General features: G+C 48.0%; 14 protein-coding genes. 4 read left to right on the plus strand and 10 right to left on the minus strand.

Features of this window, described 5'->3' with window-relative positions; genetic code table 11:
• Positions 1-5: 5 nt before the first annotated feature.
• Positions 6-863, plus strand: a complete 858-nt coding sequence (locus tag HNR50_RS12910) for a YitT family protein (protein WP_184747179.1) — start codon at positions 6-8, stop codon at positions 861-863.
• On the opposite strand, the gene HNR50_RS12915 is transcribed toward HNR50_RS12910, so the two are convergent.
• The 5 genes from HNR50_RS12915 to HNR50_RS12935 form a co-directional block, all read right to left on the minus strand.
• Positions 853-1,716, minus strand: a complete 864-nt coding sequence (locus tag HNR50_RS12915) for a hypothetical protein (RefSeq protein WP_184747180.1) — start codon at positions 1,714-1,716, stop codon at positions 853-855. The genes HNR50_RS12910 and HNR50_RS12915 overlap by 11 nt on opposite strands.
• Positions 1,709-2,314 carry a TetR/AcrR family transcriptional regulator gene (locus HNR50_RS12920; RefSeq protein WP_184747181.1) on the minus strand — a complete coding sequence of 202 codons (606 nt, stop codon included), beginning with the start codon at positions 2,312-2,314 and terminating at the stop codon, positions 1,709-1,711. Before HNR50_RS12920 ends, HNR50_RS12915 begins: the two co-directional genes overlap by 8 nt.
• Positions 2,315-2,498: 184 nt before the next feature.
• On the minus strand, positions 2,499-6,641 hold the full coding sequence (locus HNR50_RS12925; protein WP_184747182.1) for an acyl-CoA dehydratase activase: 4,143 nt from the start codon (positions 6,639-6,641) through the stop codon (positions 2,499-2,501).
• The gene (locus HNR50_RS12930) at positions 6,641-7,492 is read right to left on the minus strand and encodes an AraC family transcriptional regulator (RefSeq protein WP_184747183.1); all 852 of its coding nucleotides are present in this window, start codon (positions 7,490-7,492) and stop codon (positions 6,641-6,643) included. Before HNR50_RS12930 ends, HNR50_RS12925 begins: the two co-directional genes overlap by 1 nt.
• Before the next feature lie 245 nt (positions 7,493-7,737).
• Positions 7,738-8,175 (minus strand): Hsp20/alpha crystallin family protein, encoded by a 438-nt coding sequence (locus HNR50_RS12935; RefSeq protein ID WP_184747184.1) that lies wholly within the window; start codon positions 8,173-8,175, stop codon positions 7,738-7,740.
• Positions 8,176-8,575: 400 nt separating this feature from the next.
• Between HNR50_RS12935 and HNR50_RS12940 the strand changes: the two genes are divergently transcribed.
• Entirely contained in the window at positions 8,576-9,535 is a 960-nt protein-coding gene (locus HNR50_RS12940; RefSeq protein WP_221439870.1) for an L-threonylcarbamoyladenylate synthase, read from the plus strand.
• A 5-nt stretch (positions 9,536-9,540) separates the two neighbouring features.
• Here the strand turns inward: HNR50_RS12940 and HNR50_RS12945 are convergent, their stop codons facing one another.
• From HNR50_RS12945 to HNR50_RS12960, 4 genes are all read right to left on the minus strand, one after another.
• Positions 9,541-10,971, minus strand: coding sequence for a histidine kinase dimerization/phosphoacceptor domain -containing protein (locus HNR50_RS12945; protein ID WP_184747185.1), 1,431 nt, complete (start codon positions 10,969-10,971; stop codon positions 9,541-9,543).
• On the minus strand, positions 10,964-11,308 hold the full coding sequence (locus HNR50_RS12950) for an Hpt domain-containing protein (protein ID WP_184747186.1): 345 nt from the start codon (positions 11,306-11,308) through the stop codon (positions 10,964-10,966). The genes HNR50_RS12945 and HNR50_RS12950 overlap by 8 nt, the downstream gene beginning before the upstream one ends.
• Positions 11,309-11,460: 152 nt before the next feature.
• Positions 11,461-12,639 carry an MFS transporter gene (locus HNR50_RS12955; protein ID WP_184747187.1) on the minus strand — a complete coding sequence of 393 codons (1,179 nt, stop codon included), beginning with the start codon at positions 12,637-12,639 and terminating at the stop codon, positions 11,461-11,463.
• 123 nt (positions 12,640-12,762) lie between these two features.
• The gene (locus tag HNR50_RS12960) at positions 12,763-13,899 is read right to left on the minus strand and encodes a bactofilin family protein (protein ID WP_184747188.1); all 1,137 of its coding nucleotides are present in this window, start codon (positions 13,897-13,899) and stop codon (positions 12,763-12,765) included.
• A 170-nt stretch (positions 13,900-14,069) separates the two neighbouring features.
• Between HNR50_RS12960 and HNR50_RS12965 the strand changes: the two genes are divergently transcribed.
• Both HNR50_RS12965 and HNR50_RS12970 read left to right on the plus strand, forming a co-directional pair.
• A complete protein-coding gene (locus HNR50_RS12965) occupies positions 14,070-15,059 on the plus strand; it encodes a sensor histidine kinase (protein ID WP_184747189.1) in 990 nt (329 codons plus the stop codon).
• Positions 15,041-15,787 carry a LytR/AlgR family response regulator transcription factor gene (locus HNR50_RS12970; RefSeq protein WP_184747190.1) on the plus strand — a complete coding sequence of 249 codons (747 nt, stop codon included), beginning with the start codon at positions 15,041-15,043 and terminating at the stop codon, positions 15,785-15,787. Before HNR50_RS12965 ends, HNR50_RS12970 begins: the two co-directional genes overlap by 19 nt.
• Positions 15,788-15,830: 43 nt before the next feature.
• Here HNR50_RS12970 and HNR50_RS22625 read toward each other — a convergent pair whose 3' ends face one another.
• Complete coding sequence (locus tag HNR50_RS22625) at positions 15,831-16,631, minus strand: tyrosine-type recombinase/integrase (RefSeq protein ID WP_184747191.1); 801 nt, start codon at positions 16,629-16,631, stop codon at positions 15,831-15,833.
• Between the last annotated feature and the right edge of the window lie 379 nt (positions 16,632-17,010).

Consider the following 17,010-nt stretch of genomic DNA (forward strand, 5'->3'; position numbering starts at 1 on the left):
ATAGCATGGGAAAGGTTTCAACAGCTATAAAGGATTACATATTCATTTCACTGGGAGCCTTTCTCATAGGACTGGGCTGGTCGGCATTTCTTATACCGGCGAAAATCGTCGGCGGAGGTGTCGGGGGGCTGGCGACTCTCGGATTTTATATGTGGAATGTCACGCCGGGATATATCTATCTCGGCATCAATGCCATTCTCATACTCCTGGCAATTAAAATATTGGGAGCCAGTTTCGGAATCAGGACCATTTACGGGATTCTGGTTGTTTCCGCGGCACTCAATCTGCTTCCCATTGTCATTACCGAACCGATTGTCGACGATGGGCTGCTGGCCACGATACTGGGCGGGGGGCTCACGGGGATCGGAATCGGTCTGGCCATAACCCATAGGGGGAGCACCGGCGGAACAGAGATTATCGCCATGATCATCAATCACTATAAAAACATTTCTCCCGGCCGGATCATGCTCTACTGTGATGTTTTTATAATTGCTTCTTCATATTTCGTTTTCCAATCACTGGAAACAATGGTTTACGGTTACGTCTCTATGGCTGTAACGACATACGTTGTAGACAACTACCTGGAAGGTTCGCGACAGTCTGTTCAATTTATGATTATCAGTCAGACGAAAAAGGCCGTTATCGCCCAGCGGATCAACGACGAAGTTTCCAGAGGGATAACTTTGCTGAAAGGTGTGGGCTGGTACAGCGGAAAGGAAACCGACCCCCTTCTCGTTCTGGCGAGACGGACCCAGTTCAATCAGATCATGTCTATCGTCAAAAGCGAAGACGAACACGCTTTCGTGTCCGTCTCCAAAGTCATGGGTGTTTACGGGAACGGCTTCGACCGGATCAGGATTTAGGAACGGACCGGAGGACCGGTACCAGAAACAGGGAGTTCGCTGCGGTTATCGCCAGAAACACAACGATTTCCACAGGATTCATTTCAACACCCGCCAGTTTCTGACCGATGATCATGGCCACTATGGCCAGCAGTAGGGTCAGTGCCTTCATAATAATAATCCCCGACAGGAGATATCCCCATTCTCTTTTTTTCCAGAGCAGCCAGGCTGTCATCAGAGAAGCGGGAACAATTATCGCCAGATCGAGCACCTGAATGCCGAGCGTTGAATAGTGATCCAGCCCTTCGGGAATACCGCCGCTGATGAGAGCCGGCCCCAGTCTTCCCATCCACATAAGCCAGATAAGGATTCCGACGATGAGAAGATACAGGGCGATCGTCTTTCTCCTGAAGGTCTCTGCCATGATCCCAGCTAGATCCGATCGGGCCAGATCCTGCAATATGAGTATAAAGGCGAAAAGAGAAAAAGAGAGCAGCGCCGTATATACGGGAAAAAGCCGGTTGAAAGTGACGATAAAAGCATATGAGGCGTAGGTGTAGAGAAAATATCCCACAGTCCCGCCGTAAATGATGGAAGCGCGGCGGCTCCCCTTTTTATAGAGATGAAAACTGATAAGGAGCAGCGGAACAGCGAATGCCGCGGTAACCACATCCTGCGCTCTTCCCTGGGAAGCAAAGGAAAGGGAGTCATAGGCATAGAGTCCTCTCCCGTCGAGCTCGACAACGGCCCCTCTCGCCGAGACTACACTTCGGGGCGCTTCGGTTGCAAAGGGGACAAGCCCCAGAACAGAAGCGGCTCCTCCCAGAAGAGCGATAAGGACAGTCAATACAGTCAGAGTACGCCTATTAGTCATGAATTCCTCCTTCGAGTCCTTTCGTAATCAGATTAAAAAATGTTTCACCGGCTTTTTCCGGATTGATGTCGCTGCGATTTTCATTGAGAAGCGAGAGCGTATACATCCTCAGACTGTTCATCATCCAGGTGCGGAGAAAATCAGCCTCGCTTTCTCTTTCCCTTTCGAGCCGGATATAAGCTCTCAGAGCCTCTTGTACGGCTTCATTGATTTCCCGCTGAAAAGGTCCCGGCTTAAAATCCCGGCTGAAAGTCATGGACACGACAGCCCTGTAATAATTGGGATTCCCAGCCGCCATGGCTATATGGCCGGCAATCATCTTTCTCAGCATCAAGCCGGGATCAATGGAAGCCGCTTTCCGGTTGACCCGGATTTGTTCCGCCGTGAAGCGGAATCCCTTTTCCACGACAGCTTCCAGAAGATTCTGCTTATCGGCGAAATAGAGATAAATGGTCCGCGGGGAATAATCGATTCGCGAAGCCAGATCGCGTATGGTCAGATTTTCATACCCTTTTTCCGCGACTATGTCCGCTGCTGTTTCGAGAATGAGATTCTGCAGGGCTTCTCTCTCTTTCCTCTTTCTTTCCGAGATACTCATAAAAAAGGTATACATCGTTTACTAAATAAACACAATATACAAAGCAGATGGTTGCAGCAAATTAATGGGACAGAGGTCCTGCTCCCGAAGAAGCCGATCAGATATCAATCAGGGACAGAAATAAAAAAAAGCTGCGGCGATAGTTTCCTTCCGCCGCAGCTCCCTTTTAATCAGCCTCCCCTTTTCACTTGTTCGTCAGATAGAACAGCTGGGGCTTCAATACATCGTTCGGCTTGTTGTTGCCGTCGTAAAAGAGATCGATAACCGGAACTTTGTAATCCTCTTTGATCCGCTGGAAAATAGAGCTGGAAACCACTCCGGGACAGCAGAATACAGGGTTGATATGGACGATAGCCTCAACCTGCCTCTTTTCCAGCATATAGAGAACCCGTCCCAGAGATATGGCAGTTTCCCCGGCCAGCGCTCTGTCGCAACTGTACCGGTCGGCCAGTTTCGCGCATTCCTCCATGGCCGGTTCCAGAATATCTTCGTCAAGCATGCCCTTGAATACCAGTTCATAGCGTTTCTCAAAAAGAACAAAGCCTTTATGGAATTTTCTGTTGGCATTGTCTCTGACCACATCCTCGTAGAGAAAGTGATTGACCGTCTCGGTAAAAGCGGGAATGATCACTTCGGCACCGAGCTCCAGAATATCATCGGCCAGGTTCTGGTTGAGAATATTGTTGTATTTGGCGTAAAAGTCACCGACTAGAATGGCTCGCGGCTTCCGGGGCATATCGGCCAGTTCCAGTTTTTCGAATAGGGTTCTGACTTCCCTTAAAGCGTCCATAAGCGACCCCCGTTCCCCCATGGCTTTTTTTACAATGTTTATGGATCGGTTCAGAGCCCCTTTTGCCGTCCCCTTTACCTTTTCGTAGGGGGCGAAGCGGAAGTAGAGCTTGTAGAGCAGACTTCCCACGATCCCGGCCTCCATGATCATGGTATTCATCTCTTTGGACACATTATCGATCTTCTGCATCATATTGCCGTTGTAGACTTTCAGCCCCTTGAACTCGCTGTTTTCGCTGGCATTTTCTATAAGAACCGCATACTGATTGAAGTTGCATGACATGCAGAGCCCCGGCAGATAGACCGTACAGCGGGCCGGATCGAGATTATTCCTCTCGATGTGCTCCATAACCGAACCGATAATGGCCACATTAGGCATGCACTCGCCGCCCGAAGCGTAACGGTATCCCCGGTTTATCATAGACTGCTCCAACGGAATGACCGACGCATCGAATCCATTGGCGGCGAAAGCTTCCGCCTGAAGTATGCTGACGATATCGCTCACGAAAGGGACCAGAACCGTATCTCCCGGTGCAAAAGGAGCGGAATGGTCCCGTTTGTCCTCTACCGGTCTGACAGTTGCTGTTTTCCGGAAATGACTGCGGAACGTATCGACCGCCGCTTCAATTCTGGTTTGATAGCCCACATCGCTTGTATGTTCATCAAGTTGAATAACCAGGTAAGGCTTGTTATAGGCTTTGAAGATTTCCTTCACATAAGTGAGCAGATAGGAGTCGGGACTGCAACGGAAAAAACTGAGAAAAACCGGGTAGATGTTATCGCTTTTCGCGGCGAACTCGGCAGCCCGAAGTATTTCCTGGCCGTAATACCAGTGCATTTTCTCCATAAAGCGCTCCGCCACAGGACAGTCTCCTGCGGTTCCCTCCGCCATGGACTGATAAAGGAGATCGAAACCCGATTCTTCCAGCTTCAGGGGAATACCCAGATTCATCTGTTTATCATAAATGGAATAAGGGCGTCCCAGAAGCATAATCTTCATATCGCTGCCACCGGATTCAAGAACCTTCCTCCCCTCTTCCTTCCATTTTTTCTGATTTTCTCTGAATATTTCCAGACTTGAGGCGAACTGTGCCGCCAGAAACGCTTCCTCTTCATCGAGCCGACCCGCGAGGCTGGCAGCCACGACAGCCCCCAGCTCGCCATGGGACTGCTCGTCCATAAAGAGATTGGGAGCCACTATTTTCTCTCCCGATTCACTGTCGAAAACATTGCGGATGATGGAAGGAGCATAGCTGGAGTAATAACAGAAATAGCTGTCCCGGGCTTTTTCTCTGAACAGAGGCGAGCGCTCCTCTCCGTCGACCAGACTCTTTTCATTGACAAGCGCCGGTAAAAAGATAAGATCGACCCCTTTCTTCAAAAGGCTGTTAACCATTCCGTGAACCATGCCCATGGGAGCGCAGAAATCCGAATTGACAAGTTTGCCCCCCTCTCTCTGAACGGCAGCAGTGGAGCTTTCGAGAACGACCTCGCATCCGATGCTGCGGAAAAAATCTTCGAACAAAGGATAGAATTCCGCATGATAAAGACTTTTTACAAGACCGACCCGTACAGGCCTTTCCATTTCATAATCTTTATGACTGTGAAACGCGTCGGCAAAGCGTTTTTCAAGATCGCTGATGCTTTTTTTCGCGGCGAACTTCTTGTCTTCGTAATCGCGGCCGCACTTGAGCCCCCAGGCAGTGGTTCTCTCTCCAACTTTATAGAGAGTCAGTTCGCAGCGGTTATGACAGAGCATACAGGTTTCGCTGTCTGTAGTAAAAGTGAAGTCCAGACCGGCAAAGCTTGATTTTTCCAGTTCCAAAGCCCGGAGCATAACCGCTGTGCCGAGAGCTCCTGTCAGATGGCAATAGGGGGAGACCGAAATGGGCTTTCCGATATGCTGTTCGAAAGCCGCAACGAGAGCCTTGTTTCTCGCCGTGGCCCCCTGAAAGAAGATGCGGTTTCCAAGAGGCAGCTTTCCCACGACCTTGGAGAGATAATTGTCCCGGACGCTGTGGAGTACCGCGGTAATAATCTCGGCTTTATCGAATCCTTCGACCTGAAAGAGATTCAGGTCCCGCTCCATATAAACGGTACAGCGGTCACTGGTATAGGGAGCTTTCTGCCCCATCGCCAGCGCGGCGATTTCATCGAGCGTGATGCCCAGCCGGACAGCCTGCTCTTCGATAAATGATCCCGTTCCGGCGGCACAGACATAATTCATTGCGGCATTGACCACCTCGCCATTTTCCAACTGGGTAAACTTGGAGTCCTGACCTCCGATTTCGATAATGGTATCCACATCGGGATCGAGGAACAGAGCTCCTTTAGCATGAGCGGTTATTTCATTGACGACAAGATCGGCGCTGAGAATTTCCTTAACGAGGTTTCTACCGCTCCCCGTAGTCCCCACGCCTCGAATAACCAGCTCGGTTCCCGAAAAAAGTTCGCCGATCAGCCCCAGCAGTTTGCGCGAGGCTTCCACAGGAGCCCCGGCCGTCCGGGTGTACAGCCCCGCGAGGATTTCCGAACTGCCATAATCGATAACCGCGGCTTTGGTGGAAGTCGAACCGATATCGATGCCGATTATGATCTCCCGGCGGTCACCGGCCAGGTCGGCATATTCGGCGATTTCGACTCCCTCTTTCCAATATATATTGTCTCCCGAGAAATCGGGATAATCGGTCAGGGAAATGGTAAGCGGCTTGCGCCTCTCGTGAACATGTCTCATGGCGTCCATAAGCACGGAAGGTCTGAGGCCTTCCTCTTCTCCGAGTATGGCCGCGCCTATGGCGTTAAAAACAGTGCTGTGTTCTATAATTTTGATTTCTCCGTCAACCCGGTCTGCTATTTCCGAAGCGATCATCCTGTTGTGGCTGACTCCGCCGGTAAGGACGATTCCCCCCGAGAGGTCCCTGCCCTTTTTGAGCTGGGCGAGAATACTGGCGGCCATGCCTTCGCAGAGCCCCGCCGCGATGGCGTCTCTCCCGTAACCGTCGGCCTGGGCATGGATAATATCGCTTTTCGCGAAAACGGCGCAGCGCGTAGCTATGGACGGGCGTTTGCCTTTGAAGGCATAGGCCTTTTCCGAAAGCTCCTCTATGGTCAGACCGATCCTTTCCGCCTGCTGATCGAGAAAGCTCCCGGTACCGGATGCGCACATAGGATTGACTCTGTGCTCTTTGTAGTTCCCTTTTTCGTCCAGTATGATGAGATAGAAAGTCTCGCACCCGATTCCCATAATATTCCGGCAGCCGGTCTGAAGATAGCGGTTGGCCTCAACAGAAGCCAGGATGGAATCGACCGTTTTTATTCCATCAAGTTCCGAAGTTCCGCAGATTCCATAGGTATATTTTCTGGAACTTCCATATTTATCGCCGATCCGGTCCAGAACCTTTTTCAAAGCGTCAGGAAGATTTCCCTTATGATCGAAGACGTATGTCTCCTCTATGGCCCCTTTATTAAGTACGGCTGCTTTAAGGGTTTTGGAACCGATATCGATCCCCACTCTGATTGTATCAGGCGACTGGCTCATTAAAATTCTCCTGTTATGCCGAGTTTTGACGGACCGAACTGTTCCTTGAAATTTTTAATATAGTTCCCCGGCGTCTGACCGGTTATCTTCTTGAACTGTTTGGTAAAGCTGGGTAAATCGGGGTAATTAAAGCGGTCGGCGATGTCTTTCAGAGAGACTGATGAAATGGTCAGAAGCATTTTTACCTGTTCGATTCGCTGATTGATATGAAAGACACCCGGGGGCATGCCCACATGCTTAGTAAATCCCTGGCGGAAACTGGAATAGCTCATACTGAATTTCTCCGCAAAATCAGGAAGGGAAAAGCGGTTCTGGAGTTCTCTGCAGAGATCCCGCCTCACGGCTACCCAGAAATCGGCTTCTTCGTCGGCGGAATTGACAAGAAAACCTGTTGCATGGATTTCCGTAATGAGCTTGAGAGACTTTTCTATGACTTTAAATATCCGCGTCGTGGCCCACTGGTCAATCTCCTGGCCCAGTTTTCTGAATTTGACAACAAGATCGGAGTGAAGACCGATATGAATAACCGGCTCGTCGCTTCCGTCATAGGATTTCCGCTCATAGAGATTGTAGAAAATTTCCGGCAGAGTCAGAACGACTTGCTCGCTCCCCCGGCCGTTGAAGCTCAGCAGGCCGCTTTTCCCCGGGAGCCTCTGGATGACATCGCCCGGACCGACAGGGATTTCCCGGCCGTCGCCGATGCGGAGCGCCCCCTCCCCTTCAATAATATAGATAAGGGAACAGGTTCTCTCCTGCTCTTTTTTCTGATCATTCCATTTCTGAAACGTGATGCTCTCAAAATGACAAGAAAACTGTTTTTTAAATCCTCTTAAACCGCTACTCAATGCCATATATGACAATTTATTAGCTTCTGATCTGGTCAAAATTACGCTCCAAATTTCTTTAAAGGCTTTTTAGAGCTTATAACCACAGTAATGCTTTGTCAATTATGACAAGGTGAATTGCTTAATTAATTTTTTAACTATGTCAAATATGACAATTATCTACGCTTTGTGTGCAAAAAAAAACCGTCCGGGAAAACTTCCGCGGACGGTTTCTGATTTGTAAAATTCATTAAGGGGACTGGTTTGGTTTATCAGTTGATTTTTATTGTAACCGGCTTCGCTTCCGGTTTTTTGCCTATTGTAAGATAGAGAAGACCATCCTTCAATGATGCTTTAATAGCCTCTCTGTCCGCATCCTTCGGAAGAGAGAAAGATCTTTTAAACTGTCTGTTCACTCTTTCTCTCAGAAGATATTTTACATCTTCTTTCTGTTCATCGGTTTTTTCAGCTTCTTTTAACCGGGAAGCCGTAACAGTCAGCAAACCCTCGTTAAGAGTGATTTCCACTTCGTCATCTTTGAAACCGGCCAGCTCCGCTGTCAAAACATAACTGTTTTCCTGTTCCTCCACATCTACGGGAAAGGAACTGTACACAACAGCGTTCTGCGAACGGGAAGGCGTTCCGTAGAAAAAGGAATCGAATAACTCATCCATTGTATTAACAGGTCTTGTTTTTGTTACATATCTCATATCAGGCCTCCATTTGCCAATTTGTTTTATTTTTCATTCACAATAATGCAAAAGATATGCCAATCTTTAGCAACCAAAACTTATCTCCTTTCTATATATATAATTAAATTACTTTTTATTTTTTTAGGTTTCACAAACCTGTTAATAGTCATGAAATCTTCCTTTTTGCTGCAGTCTCACAGACCTTCAGTTGTCTCAAAACGATTCCAGAATATACAAAATGCGCCATAAATACTCACAGGGGTGTATCATTTTTACACACAACACTTTTCAGGAAGAAATTCTGTGCCGAAATTCGCCACAATAATTGCCATTTTGCTTCTCACAGACCAGAATTTCCTATTGAGAAGATAAGGCTCTTTCCGCTATTATGGCCTACGCATCGACTAACTATGGAGGAATGATGATTTACGAAAGCACAAGGGAAAACATTGAAAAAGCGGCCCGCGTGATACTCGACGGGAGACTGGTCTCCTTTCCCACTGAAACTGTTTACGGACTTGGTGGCAACTCACTCGACCCGAAAGCAGTGGCCCGTATTTTCGAAGCCAAAGCCCGCCCTTCTTTCGATCCGCTCATCACCCATATCGCCGAGCTGGAAATGCTGGACCGCATAGCCGATGTGAAGTCAAGCCGCACTTTTGATATCATTGAACGGTTCTGGCCGGGATCCCTGACTCTGATCGTGCCTAAAAGGGATATCATTCCCGATATCGTGACATCGGGACTGGATACCATGGCGGTGAGAATGCCCGATCATCCCACGGCGCTGGAACTGATACGTCTTTCCTCGGGTGCCGTAGCCGCGCCGAGCGCCAACCCGTTCGGATACCTGAGCCCTACGACAGCCGCTCACGTGGACGAACTGCTCGGCGATAAAATAGAGATGGTACTGGAGGGAGGGACCTGCCGCATCGGAGTTGAATCGACCGTGCTCGATGTTACGGGAGAGCGCCCGATCGTTCTGCGTCCCGGCGGAATCGCCCTGGAAACCATAAGGGAGCTTATACCTGATGTGGGTATTTTTAACAGGGAAACGACATCCCCCACGGCACCGGGTCAGTTGAAGATGCACTATTCGCCGACCAGACCCCTTCATATCGTCGATTCGGTTAACCTTGTTTCCGAGCGCGAAAGGTGCGGAGCGCTTCTCTTCAAAGACGGCCCCGATGTCTCGGGCTTCAGCGCCGTAGAAATACTTTCGCCCGAGGGCGATCCGGTTGAAGCGGCCGCCCGCCTCTTTGTAGCGCTCCACAACCTGGACAGAGCCGGAATAGACAGGATTTATGCCGAAAAGATTCCCGAAGAGGGATTGGGACGGGCTGTTATGGATAGAATCTACAAAGCCTCTGAAAAATAGGCACCTTATTCAAAAATAATCGTGAAAACCGTCCGCTCTTTTCTGTTCAGTTCGATTTTCCCGTTAAGCTGATCGACCAGCAAATTGATAACCTGGAAACCGAGCTTGTTTCCCTTTCTGATATCGATATTCTCCGGAAAGGGATGGCCGTTATTGCCCACGGAAAGCCGTTTTAACCCATCGCCATTCTCTTCAAGAGAGATAGTAAGAAGATTGGGTTCGCTGTTATCTCTGTAAAAGCCGTATTTGACAGCATTGGTTATTAACTCCGCACAAATCAGACCGAGCGAAACGGTTTTGTCCGTTTCCAGCGAGAGCGGGGGAATGCGAACTTCAAGATCGATGGAAAAATCGCTGCCGCTCATCATACCCAGAAGAAGTGAAGCCAGTTCCTCCATATAAAGGCTCAGATCGATATTGGACAGATCCTCATTTTTATACAGCTTATCATGAACGAGAGAAATCGACTGGAGCCTGGGCTGAATCTCCATCATTATTTCCCGGGCCGTGTCATCGGCAATCATGGAACTCTGAAGGCTGATAAGACCTGAAATGATGTTGAGATTATTTTTAACCCGGTGGTGTACTTCCCGGATGAGCATCTCTTTCTCTCCGAGCGCTTTTTTCAGACCGGCTTCTTTCTCTTTGAATGTGGTAACGTCATTGAGGAAAATGATTTTCGCTTCCACTGAACTGTCTGAAATGCGATGGATCGATGTGCGGACGAAATGCCCGTTTACAGGAATGACCATATCGCTGACCGCTTTTCCGCTGTCAAAATCATCCATAAGGCTTCTAATGAACTTCGCTTCCTCTTCCGTAAAAGCATCATACAGATTATGGGAAAGCATGGTGAACTCGCCGGTGCCGAGGATTTCCGCTGCTGCGGGATTAATGTACACGATACGGTTATCACCGGAAACTTCAAGAATTCCCTCCCTCATATTGGCCAGCAGGACCTCAAGATGTTTGACGGAAAAAAGCAGCTCCTTCGTGATATGCCTCGGAGAGATCTCATTAAGGCCCAGGCAGTTTTCCGGATGGCTTCGCCTCTTTTTTTTACTGAACTGATCTATGACATCGAGAATATGTCCCGCCATCAGCTTCAAAGGACCTTTGGCGATAAAGGCGTCGGCATGGCTCGGTATGTCTATTTGTTCCGATTCGCTGGCGATCCCCGATAGAATAACGATGAAGGAATCGGCGAACTCCTCCTGCGCCCTGATATAGCGGCTCAGTTTATCGCCGTTGATATAAGGCATTATCAAATCGATAAAGAATATTTGCGGTTTAAAGGTATCCATGATGTCGATGGCTTCGAGTCCGCCTTCCGCCTTTCTGACATCAAACCGCGGGGATGTGAGCAGACCTCCGATCGATTCCAGAAAAAGGGGATGGTTATCTACAATGAGGATTTTCAACGGGTCTTCAGTCAAGGTCCTTCTCCTCTGCTATCTGAAGTTTCAGATTCTGAAATTGAGTCAGCAGCTGGAGATACAGCTCCTGGCAGATGGGGCTGATATCCCCTTCGTCGCAGTTCAGAACCATCAGACGGGCGCTTTCGACCATATCTTCGATCTCCAGATTCAAACTTGCCCCTTTTATATGATGGGCCTTATCCCTGATCGCCGAACGGTTGTTTTCGGCTATCAACTGTTTTAATTCTTTAAGATCTGTTTCCGTCTGATTAATGAAAATATAGTATAGGGAAAGGAGCGAACTTCTGTCTATACCAATATCTTCAGCCTGTTCTGCCAGATTTAAGAGTTTCATATTTCCAGTATAGGTTCGACCACAGGTAATAACAAATAATTTCACTACCGGCGTTCCGGCTTCAGACCAGAGAGCCGGCCGGTCATAACCGGATGAGAAAAATATGATTTAAAACAGATATATATATTGATTAATGGACAGAGATTTTTTTTCTACGCCTTATGTCCTCTTGAAATAAGGATGGAAAGGAAGAGAAGAGCCAAAGCCGCCATCATATAAAGAGGAATAACCTCGAGACCGTAGATCCTGGCGAGAACCCCGGCCAGAGAAGGAACCACGGCCGCTCCGAAACCGGCTGCCGATATCTGCATTCCTATCGTATTGGAAACGTGGCGGATACCGACCCTGTTACCCGTATCGGATATGAGGCTGGGAAAGACGGGGGCAATGGCAAAACCGATGATGCCGATTCCCGCAATGGTCAGCCAGATCCCCGGATTGAGAGCTACGAGAACAGTCCCCGCCAGAGCCAATCCTATACTGGAATAAAGAATTGTCCGGACAGACATCTTCCTGGTATACCAGCCGGCCAGAATGCGGCCGACCGTAAACATGGCCCAGTAGCTACCGGTAACCAGACCGGCGATTTCAGGCCGGACACCCCGGGATATGGTCAGCAGAGAATAAGACCATAATCCGAGACCGAGCTCGACGCCAGTGTATATAAAGAACATCAGCATGCTGAGAAGAGCTCTCAGCTGCCTGAGCGTTTCCCCGATGGCTGCATCCTTCTCACGATGTTCCCGGGCCTGATCTGCTGGCTCATCTTTCTGCCAGGAATGAAGAGAGGTAAAAAAAACAATAGCCAGTGCAAACTGAGCCAGACTGACAATAAGATATCCGGGACGCCATTGTCCGGTCAATGCAATTCCCGCCGTCATGACCAGAGGCCCCAGAGTCACGCCGACTCCGAAACTGGCATGAAGCCACTGCATCATCCTTTCGCTGTAATGCTTTTCCACATAGGTATTGATTCCCGCGTCTATGGCTCCGGCTCCCACGCCACCCAGAAAAACAGCCGGAAGGAGAAGATACCAGAGAGGAGAGAGAAAATAGATCATCAGGGCGGCGGCGGTAAGGCTGCAGCTGAGCCCCAGGAGCCCGCCGATTCCGTAACGGCGAACCAGGAAACCGCTGAAAAAACTGGAAGCCATATATCCGGCTGTACTGAAAAGGAGAAGCAGCCCCAGCGCATCAAGGGGAAGGGAAAAAGTATCGCGGATTCCCGGCCAGGCGACTCCCAGAAGTCCGTCGGGCATACCGAGCGATATAAAAGCAATAAAGGAAAGAGCAATAGCTGCCTTCCCGGCTGTTTTCTGTCTGATTGTCATGGAGTCATTCTATTCGGGACAACAGGCATATTCAAGAGGGACTTCATTCTGCATTAATGTCAGCTGATATATGCGGAATAAAAAAAAGACGGCTCTGAAGCCGCCTTTTTGAATTAGCTTTTTTTACCATTCGGTATTAAAAGTACTTCTGATCAACTGTCCCGAACCGAGCGCCGTAATGGCAAGACCGACCAGGAATCCCAGATAGGGAACCATTGACAGGATCACATAGATTCCGAAGGCAAGCAGAAAATACAGGAATCGATTTTGATTTTCCCATTTGAAAACTCTGAAAAGCATCCGTCCTGCAAGAGCCAATCCCACAATGATGGTCAGCATCCACAGAGGGAACGCCGCAAGGGCCAGACCGATAGACAGGGGGAAGAGCGGAATGGTCACGACAACCGCGACAGGATAAATAAACAGCGGGATAAGCCCCCAGAGCGCCGTTTTACCACAGGAGCGGAAATCTCTTTCTCCTGCCATAATCTCTTTGAAAACGGGAAGCAGAAGAATAAGAAAACCAGTCACGGCCATTCCGGCAAAAAAGAGCAAACAGGCGAAAAACTTGAATGTGGAAAACTTTTCCGTATCAATCTCTTTATTTTCCTCAAACTTCACCGTACCGCTGACTCTGGCTTTCTCCTCCTGGGAAAGAAGACTATTGGATCCATAGGTAAGATTTCCACGAATCGAACCGCGTTCGGTGATAATCAATTTCCCAGTGCGGACATTGACATCCCCATTGACGGGACCGTCGATGATAATCTCTCCCGCCCCGGCGAGAAGACCGTTGCGGAGTTCCCCCATGATGTGCAGAGTACTGGATCCACTTATCAGAGTTCCTTCCACGACAGCGTTATCCGTTACAGTAATATCCTGACCGGCGACAAAAGCCGTATCGCTGATAGTACCGGTAATGCGGACATCATTTCCCGCGGAGTGGAGGTTGTTCCCCACCTGGCCGTCAATTTTAATCGAATCTCCAAAAGCAGTAAGAGTTCCCTCGGACAGGCCCTCAAACTCAATGTTGCGACCCATAAGATACAGATCATCGGCCAGACCTCTGAAATCAATCCGGTATCCGCCCCAGAAATAATCGCCGTCGAAATCCCGGGACTCTACAATGGAAGACTCCTCTTCATTTCCCGCGACATTTATACTTCCGGCATTAAAATCCATCGATTCGGCAGTAAGAATCGCCGTTGTTGAAAAAGCCATAATCACCATCAGGTAATAAGCAAAAATCATTTTCTTCATTCAATCCCTCCTTAAGGGTTTTTCTTTTGATGTCCTAAATATATCTTTATGTAAAGGGTTCCCGTTTTTTTGCCGGCCGAACGGTCGGATTTTCCCTTTGAACGGTCAATCAACCAGTCCGGACGGTTTTCCGGTTGCCCCCTGAAAGGTGATGCGATACTATTCAAAATATGAAAAAAAGGCAGCAGACCGAACTATGGACCTCTCTTATCGCCCCGGTTTTTCTCATGACCATTCTTTTAATGCCTCTCCTCTTTATCATGGTCAAGCGATATTACTCTCCGGAACTGATTCCCCTGGCCCTTGTCAACGGGATCATCATGACCGGCGGGCTCATGCTCAATATCTTCGTCTACAGCCAGCTGACAGGAAGAATCCATAACCTGCTGATTATTTTTCTGATCATTCTCAGTTCCGCCGGATTCGCCATGAGCGGAGTCCTGTACATAAGCATTACCAATTCCCTCTTTTTTCTTTACGGCCTGGAAGTGATGGGATCCTATATGGCTGTTATCTTTTTAATAATTACATCGCTCAGCCTTTTAAGCAGCGGATTTATCAATTACCAGCGCATCGTCAATGAAGAGAGAGCCAAAAGCGAACACGAACTGAAGCTGCGGGAAGAGATGGAAAGACAGATCCATTCGTCACGGATAAACCCCCACTTTCTCTTCAATTCCCTCAATCTGATGATATCCCTCCTGGACGACAGGGACAAAGCCGAAGAAGTCCTGATCGGACTCTCGGAGCTTCTTCGCTACAACCTCGACGTATCGAAAGAGAGGGAGATTCCCCTGTTCCGAGAGATGGAAAGCGTCCGGAAATACCTGTTTATTCAGAAGGAACGTTTCGGAGACCGACTCGATTTTAAGATTGATGAGGGCGACAGCACCGCCATTCCGCCCCTTATTATTCAACCGCTGGTGGAAAACTCCATAAAGCACAATCTGGACCATTGCAAACACCTTTTCATAGAAGTGCTGGCCGAACGAAGCGAAGACCAGATAATCCTGACCGTTCGCGACTCGGAAGCCCGCCTGGAGGAGGAGAAGATCGGCCTGGGAACAGGGCTGGAAGTGACAAAACAAAGAGTTAACCTGGCAGGAGGAAAACTGTCAGTCAAAAAGGGAGGAGTGGAAATATGCCTGCCCATAAAATAAAAGTCCTTATTGCAGATGATGAAGCTCCGGCCCGAAAGAGATTGAAAACTCTGCTTGAACCCTATGAAAATCTGCAGATCTGCGCCGAAGCGGAAGACGGAGACCAGGTACTGAGGCTCATTATAGAGAAAAGTCCTGATTTGGCTTTTCTGGATATCAATATGCCGGGAGCTTCGGTGTTCAACACCATTCCCTCTCTGAAAAGCCCGCCCCTTATCGTATTCCAGACTGCGTACTCTCAATACGGAGCCGACGCCTATAATATCGATGCTATTGACTACCTTATGAAACCGGTAAGCCGGGAACGTTTTGCCCGGGCCATAGATAAAGTTATGGAAAAACTGGACATGACGGGAAAAGAAAAATTCACACACAATCCGGACACCCATCCGGAAAAAAACAGCGATGTCATATCAGTAAAATCCGGCGAGTCTCTCCGTATTATCCGGATCGATATGATTAGAAGAGTTTCCTTTGAAGATGGATTCAGCTTTATCCATAGCGGAGATGAAAAAATCTACTCGGACAAACCTCTCAGCCATTTTGTTTCCCAACTGGAAAACCGGGGATTCTATCAGGTGAGCCGCAGCGACCTGATCAGCCTGAAAAAACTGGCAAAACTCCATCCTTTTTTTAACGGCCAGTATGTCGCGGAAATGACCAACGGGGAAAAAGTTCACGTCTCGCGGCGTCGAGTTCAGGGCTTGAAAGAATTAATCGGAAGCTGATTTTTTTGTGTTGTAACAAATACTGGAGTTATCACGCAATGCGTTATAATGGACTTGAGATTTTCCTGGATACAGGGTCAGACAGCTTTATATACACCATCGTCGTTTTTATGGATTTATGCCCCAGCAGCCCTTTGACCGTTTTAATGTCGACTCCCTGTTCTACCAGATGTGTTGCAAAACTATGACGCAAAGTATGGCATGTGGAGCTCTTCTGCAACCCCGAGCGGGCAAGAGCATCGGAAAAGATTTTCTGTACGGTTCTGACACTATAGGCTGAGCCTGTCTGAGTTATAAAAACAAAATCTTCCCCTTTTCTGCCATCGATTAGAATCTTCAACGGACTTTGCATTTTCATAGAAAGCAATGTAATCCGGTCTTTACAGCCTTTTGAGTTTTCAACGCGTAAACACTGATTTGAAAAATCCAGATCCCTTATACGGATTGCACAGACCTCACTGACTCGCAGACCGCTTCCATAAAGCATACTGATCATCGTCCTGTGGGTGGTGTTTCTTATTGACTCCAATAAGCAATGAATCTCATTGTTTGATAAAATATCAGGCAGTCGCTTTCTGCCCCGCACCTTATCCAGCTTATAGGGACATTCCTTTCGGAGAACAAGCTTATAAAAAAGTTTTATAGAAGACCAGGCCAGACGTCTTTGCTCAGGAGTATTTTTCCTCTTTTCAAGAAACAGCGCAATCCGTCTTGAAGGTTCAAATCTATTCTCCCGGCTATAATCCAGAAATTGTTTCAGATTGTTCGAATACAAACGGATTGTATTGGCTGAATAATTTCTGTTTTTCATCTCTCGGATAAAATCTTCTATGTACGGCTTCACGATATTGACCTCTAAGATTCATTACATCAAAAAGGTAGTCCATGCTTGTGTATTAGAAAATTTCCTCTTAAAATAAAGCGCAATGCGTATAATTGGAGTTAGATGCAAGAGTAAAATGCTAGCTTTTCTCTGTTTAAAACTCCTCCGCGACAAGATCAGCTTAAGGAATTTTTTTGTATTAGGATTCATTTCGTCCATAGCTTCCTTAATCAATGCAGCCAGAAGTAACCATGAAACTTTTCTGCTTTATTGTTCTAAACTTTACAGTTGTCCCCATTCCTCTCGCTGGTGGTTGAAACCGTTTTTCAGGTAGCTTTTCGATGTCGCGAATTATCCAGTAAGAACTGAAAGCTTATTAATCCTGAAAAACGGAATCGCT

The sequence above is a fragment of the Spirochaeta isovalerica genome, from assembly GCF_014207565.1.
Taxonomy (GTDB): Bacteria; Spirochaetota; Spirochaetia; order DSM-2461; family DSM-2461; genus Spirochaeta_F; species Spirochaeta_F isovalerica.